Here is a 23,068-nt window from a genome sequence, read left to right as displayed (position 1 = left end):
TGAGAGGGGGGCTATTCAGTCGTATACTGAATAGGGTTAAGTATACTACTGAATGGCATTCAGTCGTATAGTGAATGCCATTCAGTATGGGAAGTAATTTCTCAGAGGCTTTTATTTATTCTACGATGTTCATTTCGTTTATCAAATGTCCGCAGTTGCCCAGCTTGTCGAGGATGAAGAGCACGTAGCGGATGTCCAGTGCAATGCAACGCTGCAGGTCATTGTTGAAGTTGATGTCACCGCTCAATGACTCCCAATTACCGTCGAAAGCAGTACCGATGAGCTGTCCTTCGCCATTGATGACGGGGCTGCCGGAGTTGCCGCCGGTGATGTCGTTCGTCGTGAGGAAGCAAACCGGCATGGTGCCGTCTGCCATGGCGTAGCGTCCGAAGTCTTTCTTCTGAATCAGTTCTTTCAGCTTGGCGGGTACTACGAATTCACGGTCTTCGGGATTCTCTTTTTCAAGGATACCGTCGGTAGTGGTATAGTAGTCGTAGTGTACGGCATCGCGCGGGCTGTATGATTTTACATTACCATAGGTCAGACGCATGGTGAAGTTGGCATCCGGATAGGAGGGGATGGGCTGTTTCATTTCACCCAAGCCACGGATGTAGGCCTTGTGGAGCAGTTCCATTCCGCTTTCCAGTTTCATGTATTGCTTTCCGAGTTCCTGCAGCTTTTCGTTCTTGGAGCGCGAGTAAGCCGTAGCAGGGTCTTTCTCGATGGCTTTCACGGTGGGCTTTGCCAGGAATTTATCCAGGTTCTTGCGGTTGGAGAGGATGGAGTTGTCGTAAATGTTGTCTACGTATGCGTTGTAGTCGCCCTTGAACTCTCCGTTGATGGTTTGGTAGAAGGAGGGCAGCTCGTTGGCGTTCAGTGCCTTGGCAAGGGCGGGCAGGATGGCTTTGGCTACGGCGCGGTCCACTTCGTGGTCGTAGTCTTTATTGTGGATGCCATCGTATGCATTTTCCAACTGCTTCTTCGAAGCTTGCAGCAATGAGTCGTTCTTCTCTTCGAGCGCTTTCTTTATGTTATCCATAATAAGGTAGGTACTGCCGAATTCGATAGCACCGCGCAATGCTTCGTTGGTATAGTAGAGCTGGCGCAGCGTGGGGGTGCTTTTCTCGATGATGGCATCAATTTTCTCTACCACACCCTCGTATTCGGGTTTTCCTTGGGCAAAGGAGGCATACTTTTTCTCGATTTCGGCTTTGGCGCCCAACACGTCATTGTCGATGATTGCCTTGTTCATACCAATGGAGTTCTTCCAGTAGTTACTGCTTCCGGCAAACTTGCTGGCATACTGGATGCGGGTCTTGTCACTGGCATCCATATACTTGCGCAGTACTTCGAGGCGTACGCCGCGCATGTCAATCATTGCCTGGTTCACAGCGTTCATGCGTTGCTTCACTTCGCTCTGGGTGAGGTAACGTTCTGTGCTGCCGGGAAAGCCCATAATCATGGCGTAGTCACCCTCGTTCAGGCCTTTGATGGAGATGGGCAGGAACTTCGGCGTTTTCAGGGGTACATTGCTTTCACTGTATTCTGCAGGCTCTCCGTTGGCATCGGCATAGATGCGGAACATGGAGAAGTCGCCCGTGTGGCGCGGCCACATCCAGTTGTCGGTTTCACCGCCAAACTTACCTACCGAGGAGGGAGGAGCGGCAACCATACGCACGTCGCTGTATACCTTATAATAGAACATATAGAATTTGTTTCCTGCATAGAAGGGGAGTGCGCGTACTTCAATGCCCGGTTTACCCTTCAAATCGCTCTTTTCCAGTTCTTCCTTTGCCAGTTTGCTGAGGAACGGGGAAGTCAGTGCATCGATTTCCGTCACTTCGCCTGCCTTTATTTTAGCGTTGACAAGGTCGGTGATGTCTACAATGCGGTGTACGAAACGGAATTTCAATCCCGGGGTGGGCAGTTCTTCACTGCGGTTCATGGCCCAGAAACCATCTGTCAGATAATCGTGTTCCACGCTGCTGTGCTGCTGTATGGCACCGTATCCGCAATGGTGATTGGTCAGAATCAGTCCTTCCGGAGAGATGATTTCGCCGGTACAGCCACCGCCAAAGATACCTACGGCATCTTTCAGTGACACACCGTTGGGATTGTAAAGGTCGTCAGCCTCCAGCTTCAGTCCTTGTTTCTTCATCATATCGATGGAGTTCTGCTGTTTCATCAGTTGCAGTAACCACATTCCTTCGTCTGCACGCGCAGAGCAGACTGTCAGTGCGGCAATGGCCGCAAGCAAACCTTTCTTAAATGTAATCTTCATATAATCAATTATTAAGTAATGTCTTTGAATTTCATTGTCATCGCTTGTGGGCTTATGGCTTGATGGCATTGTTTCTTATTGCTTCCATAATGTTTGCAGGCGGACGCCGGTTCATCAGTTCGTTCTTCATAAAGTCCATGTATGGGGCTACGTGACTGAAGAACTTATGATATCCTGCACAAAGGTAATTCAGTCCCGGCTCCCCGTCGGCTGTACATGCAAAACGGTTCTTTGGGCATTCGCCGTTGCAGGCAAACAGCCATTCACACTCCCTGCATTGGGTGGGGAGCGATTGTTGCTTCATCAGTCCGAAGGCTTGTTGCCGTTCGCCGTACATCATCTCCACCAGTGTATTCTGATGGATGTTGCCCAGTTTATATTCGGGGAAAACAAAATGGTCGCAGGTATATACGTCTCCGTTGAACTCCATGACACCTGCATGGCCGCACGTCTTTGCCATGGAACATACACCCGACTGTTCGCCTATCCAGTTGGCAAGGGTAGAGTCGAATAACTGTATGTAGTAAGTACCCACGTCCTGCTTTACCCATTCGTCGAACAAGGCGCATAGGAAGTCTCCCCATTGTTCCGGTGTGACGGAAAAGTCTGCCAGTTGCGTGCTCTTTTCCTTGTCTGCCAGGGAGGCAAGATGGCGTCCGTCCCCATGAGGGGCAATGCGCTCCACGATGGGGGCAAACTGGATGTAATGGCATCCTATCTCCTTGAAGAAATTATAGAAGTCCAGCGGATAGTCGGCGTTGTAGTCATTGACCACTGCCATTCCGTTCCATTCCACACCGTGCTTTTTCAGCAGGTTGATGCCTTGCATCACCTTGACAAAAGAGGGCTTGCCCTGCTTGTTCTTCCGGTATTCGTCATGGAACTCTTGCGGTCCGTCTATGGAGACGCCCACCAACCAGTTGTTTTCTTTGAAAAACCGGCACCATTCATCGGTGAGCAACGTGCCGTTGGTCTGTATGCAGTTGTCGATGGTGCGTCCGTTGGCATATTTCCTTTGCAGCTCCATGGTCCGTTTGTAGAAAGACAGCGGACGCATCAGTGTCTCTCCGCCATGCCAGGTGAATAGAACCTGGGGCATGGTCTGCGAGTTGATGTACTCCTCGATAAACTTTTCCAGAAGTTCATCACTCATTACATGCTTGGGATTATCTCTATATAGTTTGGATTTCTCCAGATAATAGCAATAATCGCATGCCAGATTGCATACCGCACCTACCGGTTTCAGCATTACATAGAGCGGTTTGGCAAAAGGTGCATAGGTTGACATGTATATTTTCTCTATTTTTATAATTTATAATTGTGCAAAAATACGTAAACCGAATGAAAAATCCTTTCTTTCTATCCGGTTTATAAGGAATATTAATACCTTTGCTGGGTGTAATTCAAAAATCGTTTCTTGCATGATTAGAATGAGTGTGAACCGCATTTTACCCTTTTTGCTCCTGCTTGTGCTCTTTACTTCTTGCAACCGCAAGTATAAGATAGAGGGCAGTTCTTCGGTAACCAGCCTTGACGGAAAGATGTTGTTTCTCAAGACGCTTCGGGACGGACAATGGGTGAACGTTGACTCGGCAGAGGTTATCCATGGGCATTTCAAGATGAAAGGCCGGGCCGATTCCGTGATGATGGTGACTCTTTATATGGACCAGGAAGGCATTATGCCTTTGGTGCTGGAAGATGGCAAAATCGTGGTTTCCATCTCCAATACCCAGTTGATTGTCAAAGGAACCTCTTTGAATGACAAGTTGTACGAGTTTATAGACAAACGCAATTCCCTAGAGGTAAAGATAGAGGAGCTGGAACGTAAAGAGGCGCGTATGGTGCTGGACGGTGCCAATCTGGATGATGTGCATGGACAGTTGGCAAAGGAAGGCGAAACACTTGTGAAGGAGATGAACGACTACGTCCGTCAGTTCATTGTAGATAACTTTGAGAACGTGCTGGGTCCCAGTGTATTCATGATGATGTGCAGCACACTGCCCTATCCGGTGATGACTCCGCAGATTGAGGACATCATGAGAACTGCTCCCTTGTCTTTTAAAGAGAATACTTTGGTGAAAGATTTCCTTACAAAGGCGAAGGAGAACATGCAGCTGATTGAAGAGCAGAAGCGCATGAAGCAAAATGCTTCTGTAGGAGGACAGAAATAAATAGGAATGAGTTGATAATGATAAACGGGAATGCCTGAATATCTTGATAGGATATTCAGGCATTCCCGTTTATCATTATGTCTTTATCTGTCTTGGTCTTCGTTCTTCACCATCCCTTTATACTTTTCCGGCAATGCACTCTCCACTGCCGCATAAGCCTCGTTCATACTTGCTTTGATGTTTTCTGCCCCTTTCCCTTTGGGAGGAATAGGTTCATGGATGGTCAGTATCATCCGGTGGCGGTGTATCCACTTTCCGGTGCGTGGAAGAATCTCGAACGAGCCGTCTATCGTGACGGGTACCACTTCCAGTTGCAGTTCATCCGCCAGCTGGAAAGCACCTCTCTTGAAGTAGCCCATGTGTCCCGTGAAGGTACGTGCTCCTTCGGGAAATACTACCAGTGATACGCCGTCTTTCAAAGATGATTCTGCCTGCCGCATGGTGGCAAGCACCTTCTTGGGACTGGAACGGTCGACGAAGATATGTCCTGCGCTTTCGCATGCCTTACCGACAAACGGGATTTTGCGCAGGCTCTTCTTCATCATCCATTTGAAGTTCCGTCCCAGGAATCCGTATATCAGGAATATGTCGAAGGCGCCTTGGTGATTGGGCACAAACACGTAAGAAGTACGTTTGTGTATTTTCTCCCTTCCATGCACCTCCACCGGAATAAGCAGTATATAGCAGATGAGCTGTGACCAGATTTTACCGGGATAGTACCCCCAGGTATGCGCCCCCCCTATCAGCGAACCGATAATGGTGACCAATGCTGTAAGGATAGTCAGTACCAATAAAATAGGCAACGCAAAGCAAACCTGATAAGTGATATAAAGTATCTTCATAGGTGTCGGATTTTTTATTGCTACAAAGATATACCTTTTTCTTATTTCGTCACTCTTTCTCTCTTACTAATTTTAGTACTGTAATTTCCGGCCATGCCCCGAACCGGAACGGCAGTCCCACATAGCCGATGCCAATATTTACGTACAAAGCCCTTTTGCCTTCGTAGTACATTCCTCTCCATTCCGGATAGATAAGTTCGGCAAGGGAGTGTCCGAACAAGATGCCTTGCATGGCGTGGGTATGTCCTGCAAGCATCAGTGAAATATCCGATTGGGGCAGTACCTCGCGCCTCCAGTGGGTAGGGTTATGGCTGAGCAATATTTGGAACATCCCTTCCGTACCCTGCATGGCTTGCGGTAAGTCTGCAAATTGGGAGAAAGGAGGCTCGCCATCGTTTTCCACACCGATGAGGGCTATGCTGTCACCTTTGTGATAAAGGATGTCATGCTCATTGTTCAGCAGTTTCCATCCCATTGCTTTCTGCTGCCGGATTAAATAGTCCAGATTGGCGATTTCTGCTTTCGGGCTTTGCCAGTGATAGTATGAGCCATAGTCATGGTTACCGAGGATGGAGTATACTCCGTCCGGTGCGTACAGTTGGGAGAGTATTTCTTGGAAACCATCCAGTTCATGGCTCTGCTGGTTCACGAGGTCACCGGTGAAGACAATCAGGTCCGGCTTCTGTCCGTTGACTGAATCGACCAATTGTTTGATGGGTTCCGGATTGCCCTGCCAACTGCCGATGTGTATGTCCGATATCTGCACGATGCGGTAGCCGTCGAAACCTTCCGGAATATTGGCAGAACGATATTCTACTTCTTTCGTATCGAAACGGGTGATGCCTGCAAAAGTTCCGTAGAGGATATTGAAGAAGCTGACGACAGCTAAAACCAGTCCTATAGCGGTGAACGGGCTGCGGGGACAACGACGGATGATGAAGTGCGCCAGTACTCCCACCAGAGAGCAAAGCATGAATATGGTTTTTGGAAAGACAAACAGCATGATGGTAATTGCCAGTCTGCCTATAGCCTGCGTATGGTTTGACATCGCATTGTCGCCCGTAAGGAACATGAAGTAAACATAGCCTGCCGCCAGCAATAAGGTGGGAAGCCAATAGAGGCTGCGTAGAAATGTCTTTCTGGTTTTTCTTACTACATAAACCAAGTAAATGTAAAGGTCGGGGATGAGAAGGAAAAGGATGAAAACAAGAGTTACTCGGTGCATATATCTTTCAATTCTTCAATGTTCTTTTTAATATTGTCCAGATGTTTATAAATCACTTTTTTGTAGAGAATATAGATAATCAACGCATCAAATACTACAAAGAGGGTAATCAGTATGGCTTGCACGCCAACGGACATCAGATGATATTCCATCACCCAATAATTGAGGATATTGAAAAGGATAATCCAGATGGAGATGCCCATCACCTCATATTTGGTCCATTGGCGGAAAGTGGTCATACGGCGGCTGACTTCGGCAACACTCATTTCTTCAATATGTGTATTCTTATTCCAACGGTATGTTTTCCAGTCCCACCACATGCCTGCGAGAATGCTGATGGCAATGAACCCTAAAAAGGGAACAATCTTTTCTTGTAGTTGTTCGTTGAAACCGAAGGTGGGCAGTAGCAGCCATATAAGAAGAAGGGTAGCCAGACATATCGTTCCTATTCCGATAGAGAAGCGTTGTATGACTACGAGGCGTCCCAGACTTTTGCGGGTATTTGCCTTGTAGCCGGCAATCAGTTCTGTAATCTGCTGTTCATCAGCAATCGGTTCTTTCTGCAACTGTTCATTCAGTGCGTTCCATGATTTCTTCAGTTCATCCAGTTCCATATATCTATTCCTCCTTATTCATTCTTTTCAATTTGTCTTTGATGCGGCTGAGCTTGGTGGCAACGTTTGTCAAAGTCAGCCCGGTGATTTCGGCAATTTCTTCGTAGCTTTTCTCTTCCAGATAGAGCAGGATGATGGATTTTTCCAATTGTCCCAGCCGGTTTATCATCCGGTAGAGTTGCCGTAGCATGGCTTGTGTCTCGTCGGTTTCTTCAGTCCGGTCGGCTTCTTGGTTGAGGGTAACGATTTCGGGGATGTTCTTTTCTTTGCGGATAAAGCTGATGCACGTGTTCAGTGCGATGCGGTAAATCCATGTTGAAATCTTGCACTCCCGCCGGAACTTGGGAAATGCTTTCCATAAGTTGAGTACCACTTCCTGATATAAGTCGTTGAGGGTAGCGTTGGGCGTGGTGTACAGATAGCACACCTTATATATCACGCGCTCATACTCTCGTACCACGGATACAAACTCTTGTTCTGCATTTTCCATCTTTTTGCTTCTTTCGAGTTGCTTTGCACTGTTAGTCGCGGAAAGGGGCGATAAATCACAGTTCAAAAGGATTATTTTTTATGGCACATAGGTGACACAGATTAAACAGATGACCACAGATGAGAAATTCATGATGAACAAAATTATCAGTGAAAATCTGTTTAATCTGTGTCGTCTGTGTAACTCCTTTTTTAATGTACCGAATTATCAGCATTATGATACGCTTTCTATATTTCCTGCCAGAAACTTCCGCATATTCCCTATTGGCATTCCCCGGCGGCGGGCGTAGTCTTCCAGCTGGTCCTCTCCAATCTTGCCCACTGCAAAGTATCGGGATGCGGGATGTGCCAGCATCATGCCGCAGACGGAGGAGTGAGGGTGCATGGCTCCATGTTCAGTCAGCGTGATGCCTATCTGTTTCATGCCGAGCAGTTCGTCCAGCAAGAAATTCACGGATTGGTCGGGTAGGGAGGGGTATCCCACAGCGGGGCGGATGCCTTGGTACTTCTCGACCAGCAAATCCGGAATGGACAAGGATTCGTCGGGGGCATAGCCCCAAGCCTCCTTGCGGACATATTCGTGCATCTTTTCTGTGGCGGCTTCGGCGAGGCGGTCGTTCAAGGTTTGTACAAGGAGATGTTTGTAAGGGTCGTTCTTGTAAGTCTCTTCGGCCTCTTCACTGATGGTAGAGGCGAAAAGCCCTACGATGTCGGGTGTGTCCGAAGAGAGGGGACGTACAAAATCACTCAGACAGAGAAATGGACCGCCATCGGGTTGTGGTGTCTGCTGTCGGAGCAGAGGGAAGGTTGTTCCTTCTATCAAGAGGTTATCTCCATCTGCATTTGCCTGGCAAAGCCTGAAGATGCAATGGATGGAGATTGTTTCGTCCAGTCGGTCGAGCATTCTATTGGCTTCCTTGAAGAGCTGCATGGCTTCGGAAGCTTTGGTACGTTCCTCCTCGGGAAAGGTCGTCAGCCAAAGTGCACGGCAGGAATCGCAGCCATGGATGTTGGCAATAGCCGCAAAGCGAGGCTGGAAGCCCCAGGCATGGAAGAAATAAATCCAGTTGATGTAAGGGGTTACTTCATGAATCCGATACGAAAGCAATTCATGCCCCGGTGCCAGTATTGTCCTTTTCATCCCATTTAATCCCTAATCCTTAATTCCTAGCCTTCACTCCCCAAATCTCAGTTCCTCGCCACGATAAGCGTCGTCCACCATACCGTCAGTATAAACGGGATGTCCGTTGGCAAAAGTCCTTTCCACTTTCCAGTTGAAGGTATGTCCTTCCAATGGGCTCCAGCCGCATTTGCTCAAAACTTTGTCGGCTGTCACTTCCCACGGGGTATCGGGGCGTACCAGCACAAGGTCTGCCCGGTAACCTTCACGGATATAGCCGCGCTCGTTGATGTGGTAGATTTGTGCGGGAGCATGGCACATTTTTTCAACGATGGTCTCGAGAGTGAATATTCCCTCATCTACCAGTTGCAGCATGCTGACAAGCGAAAACTGTATCATCGGCATGCCGGACATGGCTTTCAAAGCACCCCCTTCTTTCTCGGCGAGCAGATGGGGGGCATGGTCGGTGGCTATTACGTCTATCAGGCCGGAGTTGACGGCTGCACGCAGGGCATCGCGGTCGGCTTGCTTCTTAATGGCAGGATTACACTTGATACGTGTACCCAACGTGCGATAGTCACTGAGCGTGAAGAGGAGATGGGCAACGCATGCTTCGGCGGTGATATGCTTCTCGGAAAGTGAATAGTCATTGAATAATTGCAGTTCCTTAGCTGTGGACACATGCAGGATATGCAACCGTGCTCCGGCAATTCTTGCCAGCCGTACTGCCAGTTCAGAGGATGCATAGCATGCTGCCGAAGAGCGGATGTAGGGATGCTTGCCTATGGGAATATCATTCTCTCCGGCAAACATTTCCTTATACTTGGCAATATTGTTCTTGATGGTTTCCTGGTCTTCGCAGTGGGCGGCAATCAGCATGTCTGTACCATTGAAAATATTTAGCAGGCTGTTCATCTTGTCTACCAGCATGTTTCCGGTACTGGAACCCATGAATAGCTTGATACCGCAGACACGGTGCTTGTCCAGCTTGCCGAATTCGCTGTAGTTGTTGTTTGTTGCACCGAAGTAGCAGGAATGGTTTACGATACACTTTTCGTTCAGTAAATCGAGCTTGGCGTTCAAAGCATCCAGTGTAGTGGTCACTGGATTTGTATTGGGCATATCCATGATGGAGGTCACACCACCTGCGGCAGCCGCACGGCTTTCGGTGAGGATGTCCGCTTTGTGGGTTAGCCCGGGATCGCGAAAATGTACATGGTCATCGATGATGCCCGGCAACAGATAGCATCCGGTGGCATCTATGGTTTCATCACAAGGGGCAGAGAGAGGTTTCCAGTTGGTCAGTACCTCTGCAATGCGCCCGTCTTCTATCACTACGGAACCTTTCACGGATTGTCCTTCGTTGACAATCGTAGCGTTATGTATCAATGTTCTTTTCATATCTTCCTAATATTTATAGTAAACCCCTATCACTCTATCACCCATCACTTCATCTCCTTATCTACAGTAGGATATTTATGAAACCAACTGTTCCATTTCAACCGAATCACTCCGAATACGGCTTCACCAAAAATACTGCTGTTCATTTTGGAAGTGCCCAGTTCGCGATTGATGAAGATGACAGGCACTTCCTTTACCTTGAAGCCGCATTTGTAGGCGGTGAATTTCATTTCTATCTGGAAGGCGTATCCTTTGAAGCGGATACCGTCCAGATTGATAGTCTCCAATACCCGGCGGCGGTAACATACAAATCCGGCTGTAGTATCGTGGATGGGCAGCCCCGTGATGAAGCGTACATATTTGGAGGCAAAATAAGACATCAGTACACGTCCCATGGGCCAGTTCACTACGTTCACACCACTCACATAACGTGAACCGATGGCTACATCGGCACCCTCTTCGGAGCAGGCCCGGTAGAGACGGGGCAGGTCTTGGGGATTGTGGCTGAAGTCGGCATCCATTTCGAATACATACTCATAGTCTCGTTGCAATGCCCACTTAAAGCCGGCTATATAGGCTGTTCCCAATCCCAGCTTTCCTTTGCGCTCCACCATGAAGAGGCGTTTGGGGAACTCTTTCTGTAAGGTTCTGACGATATCTGCCGTTCCGTCGGGCGAACCGTCTTCAATGACAAGGATGTGAAAACCATGTTTCAGAGCAAAAACGGCACGGATGATATTTTCTATATTCTCCCGTTCATTGTAGGTGGGGATGATGACAATGCTGTCTGATGTTTGCATACTTATAGGTAATGGGGGTTATAACTGGGAACAAATGTAATACATTTCTTTTTTATCTGGCAGCATTTTCACACAAATCTTGATTTTGCAAAGTTCTGGCGCCACGACTCTTTCATTTATGTAGTTCCTTCTAACTCCTGACTATGAGGAATGCAGGTTAAATCAAAGAACCGTATGCTTGACTTTGAACTTTAGCCTCAATCTTTAGCTATTCCCGTTTCAATCATTAACAGAAAACATTCAAACTATTAAAGAAAAACTTTCGAAGTATAAAGGATAAAGTGGGTAGATATAGGGAGAAAAAGTGCTCTTCAGTCTTGGTCTGTCTATCCCAAGCCTTGGGATAGACAGACCAACCCCTGGGATACATGTCCGCAGGCTGGGGATAAACTTTGTGTAACATAACTCCTGAATAGGGATTGTGCAGGCTGTGTTATTCATAATTGGAGGAAAAGAAGTTTCATTGCCTTCCCCGATAAATAGGGCGATACAGAAAAAAGGTGAAGGATGTGCAGGCTGACAGCAGAAAGATTATTTCAGAGAACATAGTTGCCGACAGGTCAAAGCTAAAGATTATTTGTGTATTTTTGCACCGAATTTATTTCGGTAGGATACCTTATGAGAGGCAATACCGGGGGAAAAAGCGCAAAGCAATGAATATAACTGAACTGCAACAATCTTATGCTTCCCATCCCAATGTAGAGGGGGTGTGCAGGCTTCTGAAAGATAACTCTGTCCGTCACCTATATTGCGGAGGTTTATATGCCTCTGCCGCTTCTTTGTTTTCGTCTGTATTGGTTCAGCGGGCTACTTGTCCGCTCGTTTTCATTCTGGGCGATATGGAGGAAGCCGGTTATTTCTATCATGATTTGACGCAGATATTGGGGACGGAGCAGGTATTGTTTTTTCCTTCTTCGTTCCGTCGCGCCATCAAGTACGGGCAGAAGGATGCGGCAAACGAAATTCTCCGTACAGAAGTGCTGAGTCGCCTGCAAAAAGGAGAAGAGGGGCTTTGCGTGGTGACCTATCCGGATGCGCTGGCCGAAAAGGTGGTCTCTCGTAAGGAACTGGGGGAGAATACACTGAAACTGCATGCAGGCGAGAGGGGGGATATGGACTTTGTGACGGACGTATTGCGCAGCTACGGTTTCGAATATGTGGATTACGTTTACGAGCCGGGGCAGTATGCCGTTCGTGGCAGTATTATCGACGTCTTTTCCTTCTCTTCCGAATATCCCTTCCGTATAGACTTCTTCGGCGATGAGGTGGAAAGCATCCGTACCTTCGAGGTGGAAACACAGCTCTCGAAGGAGAGGAAAGAAAGCATCGTGATAGTTCCCGACTTGAGCCATAGCCTGGAAAAAAGGGGAAGCGGCGGCATGGTGTCGTTCCTCGATTTCCTTCCGTCGGACAGCTTGCTTGCCATGCGCGATTTCCTCTGGCTACGCGAACGCATCCAGACCGTGCACGACGAATCGCTCACCCCACAGGCCATCGCTGCCCGTGAGTCGGAGGAGAATGGAGCCATCACGCTGGAAGGCAAGCTGATTGATGGTGGCGAGTTCACCCTGCGCGCCCTCGATTTCCGCCGGATGGAGTTTGGCAACAAGCCCACCGGAACACCGGATGCCACCGTCTCGTTCCATACTACGGTACAGCCTATCTTCCATAAAAACTTCGACATGGTGGCGGAGAGTTTCCGCGAATACCTCTCCCGTCACTACACCATCTACATATGCAGCGACAGCCTGAAACAGACCGACCGCATCCGTGCCATCTTTGAGGACCGTGGAGACAACATATCCTTTACCGCCGTAGAACGGACACTGCACGAAGGCTTTGCCGACGACACTTTACGTATCTGTATCTTTACCGATCATCAGCTGTTCGACCGCTTTCACAAGTATAACTTGAAGAGCGACAAGGCGCGCAGCGGCAAGGTGGCCTTGAGCCTGAAGGAGCTGAACCAATTCACCCCCGGCGACTATGTGGTGCATACCGACCACGGTGTGGGGCGTTTTGCCGGACTGGTACGTATCCCCAACGGTGACACCACGCAGGAGGTGATGAAGATTGTCTATCAGAACGAAGATGTGGTGTTTGTCTCCATCCACTCTCTGCACAAGGTTTCCAAGTACAAGGGAAAGGAGGGTGAAGCGCCCCACCTCAACAAGCTCGGCACCGGAGCCTGGGAGAAGCTGAAAGACCGCACCAAGACGAAGATAAAGGATATTGCCCGCGACTTGATAAAACTCTACTCGCAACGCCGCGAGGAGAAGGGTTTCCAATACAGTCCCGACAGCTTCCTGCAACGGGAGTTAGAAGCCTCCTTCATCTATGAGGATACCCCCGACCAAAGCAAGGCTACTTCCGACGTGAAGGCTGACATGGAGAGTGCCCTCCCGATGGACCGCCTTGTGTGCGGTGACGTGGGTTTCGGCAAGACGGAGGTGGCTGTTCGTGCCGCTTTCAAGGCTGTGGCGGACAATAAGCAAGTGGCTGTACTAGTGCCCACTACCGTACTTGCCTATCAGCATTTCCAGACCTTCAAGGAGCGATTGAAAGGCTTGCCTTGCCGGGTGGAGTATCTGAGTCGTGCCCGCACCGCTGCTCAGGCAAAGGCTGTAGTGAAAGGGCTTGCCGAAGGGGAAGTGAATATTCTTATCGGTACCCACCGTATCCTGGGAAAAGACGTTAAGTTCAAAGACCTTGGTTTGTTGATTATTGATGAGGAGCAGAAGTTCGGCGTCTCCGTCAAGGAGAAACTTCGCCAATTGAAGGTGAATGTGGATACGCTGACCATGACGGCTACACCCATTCCCCGTACCTTGCAGTTTTCGCTGATGGGTGCGCGCGACTTGAGCGTCATCCAGACACCGCCACCCAACCGTTATCCCATCCAGACGGAAGTGCACACCTTCAACGAGGAAATCATTGCCGACGCCGTCAATTTCGAGATGAGCCGTAACGGGCAGGTATTCTTCGTGAATAACCGTATTTCCAATCTGTTTGAGTTGAAGGCCATGATAGAGCGGCACATTCCCGATTGCCGTGTCTGTATCGGACACGGACAGATGGAGCCTGCCGAACTGGAGAAGATAATCTTTGATTTCGTCAATTACGATTACGATGTGCTGCTTGCCACTACCATCATCGAAAGTGGCATCGACATACCCAATGCCAATACCATTATCATCAACCAGGCGCAGAACTTCGGCCTCAGTGATTTGCACCAGATGCGCGGACGTGTGGGGCGGAGCAATAAAAAAGCTTTCTGTTACCTGCTGGCACCACCTTTGTCCTCCCTTACTCCCGAGGCAAAGCGGCGTCTGCAAGCCATCGAAAACTTCTCCGACCTGGGCAGTGGCATCCACATTGCCATGCAAGACCTTGACATCCGTGGTGCAGGCAATATGCTCGGTGCCGAACAGAGCGGTTTCATTGCTGACTTGGGCTACGAGACTTATCAAAAGATTCTCTCCGAAGCTGTGCATGAACTGAAGACCGACGAGTTTGCCGACCTTTATGCCGAAGAACTGAAAGCAGACGGAGGCGTCATCAGTGGAGAACAGTTTGTCGACGAATGCCAGGTGGAAAGCGACCTTGAACTTCTGTTGCCTGCCGATTACGTGACTGGCAGCAGCGAGCGTATGTTGCTCTACCGCGAGTTGGACGGATTGACACTCGACAAGGATGTGGATGCTTTCCGTTCCCGCCTCGAAGACCGCTTCGGCCCGATTCCTCCCGAAACGGAAGAACTGCTGCGCATCGTTCCCTTGCGACGCCTGGCTGCCCGCCTCGGCGTGGAGAAAGTCTTTCTGAAAGGTGGGCGCATGTCCCTGTTCTTCGTCTCCAATCCGGACAGCCCGTACTATCAGAGCCAGGCTTTCGGTAAGGTCATTGCCTACATGATGAAATATACCCGTCGTTGCGACCTGCGCGAGCAGAACAACAAACGGAGTATGCTGGTGAAGGATGTCAGGACGGTGGAAGAAGCTGTCTGTGTGTTGCAGGAGGTAGTGGCAATGCAGGTGGAGGAGTAACTGTTGCCACTCCTGCCACTAACGTCCGAACTGCAAGGAGAATCCCAAATTGAAGAAAGTGATGTTGTTTTTGAACCAGCTATGATCTACTCCGTCATCATAGCCGTCCGTGTTGTAAAGTCGTGCATCGGGGTTGGCAAACCAGTCTGCTGTTAGGAAATCACAGCGAATCATACCCGAGAGTTTACAGCTGATGCGGAACTCATAGCCTGCAGCGAAAGTTATTCCACAATATCCTTTATGGAAAAGGTGTCCGTTCCGTTCACCGCGTTTATATGTCCGTTCTTGATAGTTCATATACCCGATGCCGAATGATAGGAACAGTCCTTGATTACCGTTGCTCCACAAGGGACGGTATGTGATGTTGGGGCGTATGCAGTGCAGATGTGCCTTATCCGGCAGGCGGGCCATGCGCAGATAGTCATATTGAAGTCCCATGGCAAATAGGGGCGTGATGTAGTAGCGGCCTTCTGTCATGAGGTCATATCCCACCCGGTTGCCGTTCTTGCTGAAGAAGTCGTTGCGGTTTCCTTCTACATGGGGCAAGGAAACACCGCCACCAAGGATGATGCTGTAATTTTGCGGTAGGCATTCGCTTTGTGCCAGCATCCCTGTCACTCCGATGGAGAGTAGGGATAGACAGAGGAGGAATCGTTTCATGCAGTTGCTGTGAGTTTCTTGGAAATATCGTATTTTTATCGTTTCCCGTATAGCTTGTCTATCAAATCCGTCCGTCCTATCCGGCGCAGTTCGTTTATGATGTTCCTGCGCTCTTCGGGTTTGTACCAGAAGAAGAATTGGCGTTGAGCCAGTTTCTCGCGCTGCGTTTTGGCACTGAATACCGGTTCCAACGTATAAGGATGGAAGCCCGTGTACCATGCTTCGGTGGCAACGGTCATGGGAGTAGGGGTAAAGTCTTGCACTTGCTCCAGATGGAAGTCCAGTCGCTTGGTGATGACGGCAAGTTCTGCCATATCTTCCTCCTTGCATCCGGGATGGCTGCTGATGAAATAAGGAATAAGCTGCTGGCGTAGTCCTTCTTCACGGTTAATTCTGTCGAATATCTTCTTGAACTCACCGAACTGGCTGAACGGAGGCTTGCGCATGATGTTGAGCACGCGGTCTGACGTATGCTCCGGTGCTACCTTCAGGCGACCGCTGACATGGCGGGCAATGAGCTCGCGGGTATATTCCTGCGTACTTTTGTTAGTGTTCGGGTCCTTGCTCTGGTGCAGCAGCAGGTCATAGCGTACACCGCTGCCAATGAAGGACTTCTTGATGCCGGGCAGGGCATCTACGGCATGATAGATGTCGAGTAGCGGTCGATGGTCCGTATTCAGGTTGGGACATACTTTGGGGTAGATGCACGACGGGCGTTTGCATTTCCTGCAAACAGCCTCATCCCGTCCCTTCATCCGGTACATATTGGCCGACGGGCCTCCCAAGTCACTTAAGTAACCCTTAAAGTCGGGCAGCTCCATGATAGCTTTCACCTCTTTCAGAACGCTTTCCTTGCTACGGCTTACGATGAACTTGCCCTGATGCGCGGAGATGGTGCAGAAGGCACACCCTCCGAAACATCCGCGATGCAGGTTGACGGAGAACTTTATCATGTCGTATGCCGGAATACGTTTTCCCTTGTACTTGGGGTGGGGCAGGCGCGTATAAGGCAAGTCGAAAGAATGGTCGAGCTCTGCCTCCGTCAGGGGAGGATAGGGGGGATTGACTACCACTGTCTGTTTGCCGACCTTTTGTAACATGCGGGATGCTGTATACTTGTTGCTTTCCTCCTCGATATGACGGAAGTTGGCAGCTTCTTTCTTTTTATCCTTCAGACATTCTTCGTGGGAAAAGAGGGTGATATCCCCTTCTTCTGCCGCTACCTCCTTGTCGAGATAGACCATTTGCGGAATATCGGCAATGAGCTGTTTGAAGCCTTTGGTGTCCATTATTTGTTGGCATTTCAGCCTATTCGCAAGTTCCACCACCGGTTTCTCTCCCATGCCGTAGATGAGTGAATCGGCACCGCTGTCGAGGAGGATACTGGGGCGTACACGGTCTTGCCAATAGTCGTAGTGCGTCAAACGGCGCATACTTGCCTCGATACCACCCAGTATGACGGGGACATCGGGAAATAGTTGTTTCAATATCCGGGTATATACAATGGAAGGATATTCGGGGCGCATATCCGGACGTGCGTCCGGTGTATATGCGTCATCACTGCGCAAGCGTTTGTTGGCAGTGTATTTATTGACCATCGAATCCATGCAGCCGGGACTGATGCCGAAAAATAGACGGGGGCGTCCCAGTTTCTTGAAGTCGCGTAAGTCGTCGCGCCAGTTAGGTTGGGGGACAATGGCTACGCGTAATCCTTCAGCTTCGAGGATACGACCTATGACGGCGGCTCCAAAAGACGGATGGTCCACGTAGGCATCACCGCTGAAAAGTATTACATCTAATTCGTCCCAACCACGCAGTTCCACTTCTTTCTTGGTGGTGGGAAGCCAGTCTGTAAGGCGATATTCTTTCATTAATACATTGTAAACTGTAATGTCATTCGTTCTCCGTCGTAAATCTCACGGAAACCTATCTGCTGCTCGGAAAGATACTCTTTCATGTCATTGAAGGCAGTGGCGTTGTCCATGATGATTTCCAGCTTCTCGCCTTTCCCGGCCTTGCACATGGCTTTTATGGCAGGGATTAGAGGGCTGTAATGCTGTTGTCCGCAGGTATCGATGGTTTTCATTTATTCTTCTTCTATTTCTATAGTGCCTTGTTGGGAAAGCCATTGCAGATAGAGCTTAATGAGTTGCTGCAGTCCGAAGGCCTTCATGTTGTTGTGATAGATAACGTCGATGCAGAGGTCGAGTAGGTCTTTGCTATCTTCCTCTTGTGCGGCGATGAGGGAGCGAATGTTCAGTTTCAACTTGTCGAGCACTGTTTCGTCTACAATGCCGTTGCTGTCGATGAGATGGCGGAAGAGTCCGTACTTCTCAATGGTGGCAAGGTTTTCTTCTGAAACTTCTAAGCTGCGGGTTCCGCTGGGGTTGGCTTGTATGGTGTACATGATGTTTAATGTTTAGTGTTTAATGATTAATAGAAGCAAAGATAGTTTTTTCACCACAGATTACACAGATTTCTACAGATTATTTATAGGGATTGCTGTTTTTCTCTGTGTTGCTCTGCCTAATCTGTGGTGAGAAAGCGAAGTATCGAGGCCATAATTGCATTTCTGGACGTTTCTTCCCTGATACTTTCAAAAGGGAATCCCATGATGAAGGTGCGGTAATCGCTGCCTTGATAGGCCACGGCGGCAGATGCGTTGCCGGTGGCATAGGTCATGACTGGAAAAGCGGGAGACATGGGCAGGATGCAATCAGGGGAAGTGACCGGATAGTCCTGCTCATTCGGCAGTCGGGGAAGGGTGAAAGTACGCCCCAGCCCTTGGACAGCGATTTTATCCCCGTCTGTTTTCAAGGAATTTCCATACCGGTACTTCAGAATATTCTGGATAAAATCCCTATTACCCTGCGAATTGTCCATGTCGCTGCCCACGTAGGCACCGCTGACTAGGAGATTGCCTCCCGACCGGCAATACGAAGCCAATATGCGCTGCATGGATGAGGAGAATGTCTTGTAGTATGTATTGCGTGCCGGATTGCTGGAATTGTCTTCTTTTTCCAGCCCGAGGATATAGTCTACTATCGGATAGTCCTCTAAAGAGAGGATGCCTTTTTCCACAGCCTCATCGCTGCATGAGACGAAGCTGTAGTTACCGGCGGCTTGTATGGCCTTGCCGTGTATAAAGGGGTAATCGAAAGTATTTCCGATAATTTTCATACCTTCGTATTCCTCTCTACTCTCTCCCAGGCGTTTTCCCGCTTCCTTCCGGTTGAAGTTCTGCTGGGTACCGCAGAGGGAGATGTCATAGAGATAGGGAACGCCGGGATCTTGCGATAGGTCGAAACCTACAGTCTCGGGAGTGTCTATGACGGCCGGCCCACTGATACGGTCGAATCCGTTGACGATAAGTATCTGTCCTTTTTCCCGTTTGGCTTTATAGGCAGCAAGGATTTCCGAAGGGAAGCTTTCGCCGCCCCGATTCACGGCGGTTACTTTGAAGGAATAGACGATGCCCGGTTCTATTTTTACGGTATGGAACGGAGAACTGACACGTACGCCATTGTCAAATCCTCCACGTCCGATACGTGTATATACAATGTATTCGCGTGGTTTGGCAGTCGGTTCCAACGGGTCTTCCTTGCCTTGCCAGGAGAGCTCTAAAGTATTTTTCTTTTTACCGAAGCGGATGGCAAAGTGGCTGACGGGAAGCGGCTGGACCATGTACTCTTTCCCGTGCTGGTTGCATATATATTGCAGAATGGCTTTATAGAGTGCACGTCCGACGGTGAACTTGAAGTTGGGGTCATGCCCCAGACGCATATCTGCGAAGTTCTGGTGAGACAACAGTTCTACGATGGTGGAAGGAACGGCGGGCAGGCGCGTTTCACTATAGTTGCGGTTCCATAGGCTGCGACGTGTCCAGTCTACGTTGAAGGTGGAGCGGATGTCACGCTGCAACTGCGTCAGTAGGACGTCCGAGAGGTCGCGGGAGGCATGGCGGTCTGTACCGGCATTCAGCCTGCCGTTGTTGAAGTTGGTGGTATAAATGCCGAGAGTGCCTATAATCTCATCTTCCTTACTGAAACCGGCATCGCTATGCAGGGCCATACTCATTTCAAAGGGGATGCCCAAACCTTCTTCCGTCGGGTTGAATAGTGATTTTCCTGCAAGGTAATTCACTGTACGTGAACGTACGTTGATGTCGTCGTTCATATCATTCTTCCCCTCGTAGCCTCCATAAACTGAGTAAGGCATGCCTGCCCATTGGGCAGAGTAGCGTGCGCCTTCCAGGTATCTGGGCAAGCCGCTGGTTTGTCCACCGCGGGCAATGTTTCCCATGCCTCCTCCAAAGCGGACGGCATCGGCACAGACCACGCCTTTCTCCTTGCTTTCGTTGCTCAATACCACCATGCCATAGTCGTTCCGGCCTTTGTCGAAAGTGAATGTGCCGAGGTACACCCATGTGCCGCCTCCTATTTGCTGGTTCACCTTGAATTCTGTGACGCCTCCGTTGTGGAATACAAGGTATTTGGCATCGCTTACGCTGCCCGGCAGAGTCTGATAAGATACGTATACGGCATATTCTCCCGTTTCCGGAATATCGGGCACCCATTCGGCAAAAGCCTTGTCTTTCTTCTTTTCAGTTTTGGCAAAGCGTGCCGTACCGGTGAGGAAAGGGTTTTCATTGTCCTGATAGATTCGTTTCCGTTGGGCAAATCCGGGTAGTGAGGTCTGTTCCCAACGTGCTTTCCGGCTTTTCACGTCCAGATAGAGGGAACCTTGTCCTCCATCTCTGCTCAGGCTACCGTCATTGTCTACGATGACTTCCCGCTTTTGTGTGTCCCTTTCGCGGGGAGTGAATACATTGACTCCTGCATTCTCCAGCATGGGCAGGAGGTAGGGCAGGATGAACGACTGGGTGAACTGGTCTTCCGTGGTGCAGAACAGCCTCGGGCGTTGCCATCCCCATTTGTCCTTGTCATTGATGTAATATTTCCCGTGACTTTGCCAAAGGGCGATGTGCTTTCCTTCCAGTCCTCGGGTGATTTCGTAGGGGCGTGAGGTACGGGTTACCCAGGGTGTACCTTTGTATTCCAGGTGACTGAACAGACGTGCCTTGTCCTTCTTCCCTTTCCGGTAGAGGTTGGGGATAAGCTCTTCGATACTTTTCCCGTCGGCAAAGACGGTGAGGTCGAAGTAGTTCACCGGTCCCGGCAGGATTTGTCCCAGATGGCGGTATATGGCATCGACGGTTTCTGGTCGTAGAGGCTGGTAGGCAAAGCGCTCGCTTGCATAGACAAGCAATCTCTTTTTCCGGAAGTCAATGCGGAAACTGTCCAGCTTGCAGGTGCCGATGTTGGTCGTATGGGTGGTGTATTCCTTAAAGAATGTCTGGAGGCGTTCTTCCACATTCTGCTCTAGTTCTTGTGCCGGAAGGAGGATTCCATATAAGAGCCATATGCCGGTTAGGATAAGTTTTTTCATATTGATGAAATAATGAAGTTGTCAATATCTGCTTTTATCAGACAGTGATGCGTGCAAAAGTACATAAAAGAAAGCTTCGTTGACGATTGCGGTTATTTTCTTTTTATTATTTTTGCAGACATATATAATATGTAAACCTTATGAAGACACTTTTGAAAAGCAGTATTGCCTTCCTTTTGCTTCTGGTACCGGTTTTGGCCTTCGGGCAGCAGGTTCTCCAAATCATGAATGTCGGTGCACGCCAGACAACGTCCCTTGACGGACAATGGAAAACGATTGTAGATCCCTTTGAAAACGGTTATTATGACTATCGTTTGAAGCCTTATGACGGCGGTTATGCCCAAGACAAGACTTATTCTGATAAGACCCAACTTCAAGAGTATGATTTTGAAACGGATAAACTGCTGTTTGTTCCCGGTGACTGGAATACACAACGGCCTCAGTTGTACTATTATGAAGGCACTGTGTGGTATCGAAAGCATTTTGAATACTCCCTGCAACCGGGCAAACGTCTTTTCCTCAACTTTGGAGCTGTTAATTATGAAGCCATTGTATGGCTGAACGGCAAACGTCTGGGCAGGCATCTCGGTGGCTTTACTCCTTTTAATTTTGAAATTACCGGCCTTTTGAGGGAAGGTACCAATAGCCTCGTGGTGAAAGTCGATAACAAACGCCATCCCGAAGCTGTGCCTACGGTCAATGCCGACTGGTGGAATTTCGGTGGCATCACCCGGCCGGTTACCTTGATTGAAACGCCTTCGACTTACATACGTGATTATTACGTACAATTGAAGAAGAATGATAAAGATACGGTTGAAGGCTGGGTACAACTGGATGGTTCTGCCAAAGAGCAAAAGATAGTGCTGGATATTCCGGAACTGAAAGTGAAGAAAGAGGTTGTAACGGACTCCAACGGTTATGCTTCGTTCCAGGTAAAGGCCAAACCGGTCTTGTGGACTCCGGAAAAACCTAAGCTGTATGTGGTGAATCTGTCTTCCGAAACAGATAAAGTCTCTGATGAGATCGGCTTCCGGACTATCCGTACAGAGGGAACTAAAATACTGTTGAACGATGAAGAGATATTCTGCAGAGGTATCAGTATCCACGAGGAGACTCCCTACTATAGCGGGCGTGCCTATTCAAGAGACCATGCCCGTACTTTACTGAGTTGGGCAAAGGAGCTTGGATGCAATTTTGTCCGCCTGGCCCATTATCCCCACAATGAAGAGATGGTGCGTGAAGCAGAGCGCATGGGATTTCTGGTATGGTCGGAGATTCCGGTGTATTGGACTATTCATTGGGAGAATAAGGATACCTATCAGAATGCGGAACAGCAGTTGTGTGATATGATTGCACGTGACAAGAATCGATGTAACGTTATCATCTGGTCTATAGCCAATGAAACGCCTCTTAGTGAACCGCGCCTGGCATTCCTTACCAAGCTGGCAAACAAGGTCAGGAGTTTGGATAATGTCCGCTTGGTTGGTGCGGCGATGGAGAAGGAAGAAGTTCGTCCGGGCGTTATGACTGTGAATGACCCGTTGGGAGAACTCCTTGACATTATCAGCTTTAATGAATATGTGGGTTGGTATGACGGCGATTCGGAAAAATGTGACCGTGTGAACTGGGTGTTCGATGCCCGGAAACCGGTCTTTATCAGCGAACTTGGAGGAGGTGCTTTGTATGGACGGCACGGTTCCAGGAAAGAACGGTTTACGGAGGAGTATCAGGAGGATTTGTATATCCGCCACGTGAATATGTTGAAGCGTATTCCGGGACTGGCCGGTACTACACCGTGGATACTGAAGGATTTCCGCTCTCCGAGGCGTCATGTACCCGAAATACAAGATGATTTTAATCGCAAAGGGCTGGTGTCTGATAAAGGACAGAAGAAAAAAGCTTTCTTTGTTTTGCAGAAATGGTACAGAGAATTGGAAGAGAGTTATAAATAGGATTTGTCCGATACATATTAAA

At 49.0% G+C, this 23,068-nt stretch carries 17 protein-coding genes; 3 read left to right on the top strand and 14 right to left on the bottom strand.

Annotated features, from left to right (window positions below; genetic code table 11):
• Positions 1–115: 115 nt before the first annotated feature.
• Positions 116–2,281 (bottom strand): S46 family peptidase, encoded by a 2,166-nt coding sequence (locus tag HUX74_RS02595; protein ID WP_174646147.1) that lies wholly within the window; start codon positions 2,279–2,281, stop codon positions 116–118.
• Between the two features lie 52 nt (positions 2,282–2,333).
• Positions 2,334–3,569 (bottom strand): anaerobic sulfatase-maturation protein, encoded by a 1,236-nt coding sequence (locus tag HUX74_RS02590; protein WP_174646146.1) that lies wholly within the window; start codon positions 3,567–3,569, stop codon positions 2,334–2,336.
• 133 nt (positions 3,570–3,702) lie between these two features.
• On the opposite strand from HUX74_RS02590, the gene HUX74_RS02585 reads away from it, so the two are divergent.
• The gene (locus HUX74_RS02585) at positions 3,703–4,452 is read left to right on the top strand and encodes a DUF4369 domain-containing protein (RefSeq protein WP_174646145.1); all 750 of its coding nucleotides are present in this window, start codon (positions 3,703–3,705) and stop codon (positions 4,450–4,452) included.
• Positions 4,453–4,535: 83 nt separating this feature from the next.
• On the opposite strand, the gene HUX74_RS02580 is transcribed toward HUX74_RS02585, so the two are convergent.
• The 7 genes from HUX74_RS02580 to HUX74_RS02550 form a co-directional block, all read right to left on the bottom strand.
• Entirely contained in the window at positions 4,536–5,294 is a 759-nt protein-coding gene (locus HUX74_RS02580; RefSeq protein WP_009036804.1) for a 1-acyl-sn-glycerol-3-phosphate acyltransferase, read from the bottom strand.
• 49 nt (positions 5,295–5,343) lie between these two features.
• On the bottom strand, positions 5,344–6,519 hold the full coding sequence (locus tag HUX74_RS02575; RefSeq protein ID WP_117600752.1) for a metallophosphoesterase: 1,176 nt from the start codon (positions 6,517–6,519) through the stop codon (positions 5,344–5,346).
• Positions 6,507–7,133 carry a hypothetical protein gene (locus HUX74_RS02570; protein ID WP_005836003.1) on the bottom strand — a complete coding sequence of 209 codons (627 nt, stop codon included), beginning with the start codon at positions 7,131–7,133 and terminating at the stop codon, positions 6,507–6,509. Before HUX74_RS02570 ends, HUX74_RS02575 begins: the two co-directional genes overlap by 13 nt.
• Before the next feature lie 4 nt (positions 7,134–7,137).
• Positions 7,138–7,623, bottom strand: a complete 486-nt coding sequence (locus HUX74_RS02565) for an RNA polymerase sigma factor (protein WP_057088092.1) — start codon at positions 7,621–7,623, stop codon at positions 7,138–7,140.
• Between the two features lie 213 nt (positions 7,624–7,836).
• Positions 7,837–8,763, bottom strand: coding sequence for a vitamin B12 dependent-methionine synthase activation domain-containing protein (locus HUX74_RS02560; protein WP_117887543.1), 927 nt, complete (start codon positions 8,761–8,763; stop codon positions 7,837–7,839).
• A gap of 33 nt (positions 8,764–8,796) precedes the next feature.
• The gene (locus HUX74_RS02555) at positions 8,797–10,143 is read right to left on the bottom strand and encodes a dihydroorotase (protein WP_117887544.1); all 1,347 of its coding nucleotides are present in this window, start codon (positions 10,141–10,143) and stop codon (positions 8,797–8,799) included.
• Between the two features lie 44 nt (positions 10,144–10,187).
• Positions 10,188–10,943, bottom strand: a complete 756-nt coding sequence (locus HUX74_RS02550; protein ID WP_174646144.1) for a polyprenol monophosphomannose synthase — start codon at positions 10,941–10,943, stop codon at positions 10,188–10,190.
• Positions 10,944–11,596: 653 nt separating this feature from the next.
• Here HUX74_RS02550 and mfd point away from each other — a divergent pair.
• Positions 11,597–14,986, top strand: a complete 3,390-nt coding sequence (gene mfd, locus HUX74_RS02545) for a transcription-repair coupling factor (RefSeq protein WP_174646143.1) — start codon at positions 11,597–11,599, stop codon at positions 14,984–14,986.
• Positions 14,987–15,004: 18 nt separating this feature from the next.
• Here the strand turns inward: mfd and HUX74_RS02540 are convergent, their stop codons facing one another.
• From HUX74_RS02540 to HUX74_RS02520, 5 genes are all read right to left on the bottom strand, one after another.
• Entirely contained in the window at positions 15,005–15,646 is a 642-nt protein-coding gene (locus tag HUX74_RS02540; RefSeq protein ID WP_117600954.1) for a hypothetical protein, read from the bottom strand.
• 35 nt (positions 15,647–15,681) lie between these two features.
• Positions 15,682–17,517 (bottom strand): YgiQ family radical SAM protein, encoded by a 1,836-nt coding sequence (locus tag HUX74_RS02535; protein ID WP_138345731.1) that lies wholly within the window; start codon positions 17,515–17,517, stop codon positions 15,682–15,684.
• On the bottom strand, positions 17,517–17,732 hold the full coding sequence (locus HUX74_RS02530; protein ID WP_117600952.1) for a sulfurtransferase TusA family protein: 216 nt from the start codon (positions 17,730–17,732) through the stop codon (positions 17,517–17,519). Before HUX74_RS02530 ends, HUX74_RS02535 begins: the two co-directional genes overlap by 1 nt.
• The gene (locus HUX74_RS02525) at positions 17,733–18,053 is read right to left on the bottom strand and encodes a hypothetical protein (RefSeq protein ID WP_117600951.1); all 321 of its coding nucleotides are present in this window, start codon (positions 18,051–18,053) and stop codon (positions 17,733–17,735) included.
• A 119-nt stretch (positions 18,054–18,172) separates the two neighbouring features.
• Complete coding sequence (locus HUX74_RS02520) at positions 18,173–21,094, bottom strand: xanthan lyase (protein WP_174646142.1); 2,922 nt, start codon at positions 21,092–21,094, stop codon at positions 18,173–18,175.
• Between the two features lie 140 nt (positions 21,095–21,234).
• On the opposite strand from HUX74_RS02520, the gene HUX74_RS02515 reads away from it, so the two are divergent.
• Complete coding sequence (locus HUX74_RS02515) at positions 21,235–23,046, top strand: glycoside hydrolase family 2 protein (RefSeq protein ID WP_174646141.1); 1,812 nt, start codon at positions 21,235–21,237, stop codon at positions 23,044–23,046.
• Positions 23,047–23,068 lie beyond the last annotated feature (22 nt).

It is taken from the genome of Bacteroides sp. Marseille-P8574, assembly GCF_902825465.1.
GTDB lineage: Bacteria > Bacteroidota > Bacteroidia > Bacteroidales > Bacteroidaceae > Bacteroides > Bacteroides uniformis.
The sequence above is the reverse complement of the archived record's forward strand: the minus strand, read 5'-3'. Positions and strand labels throughout refer to the sequence as shown.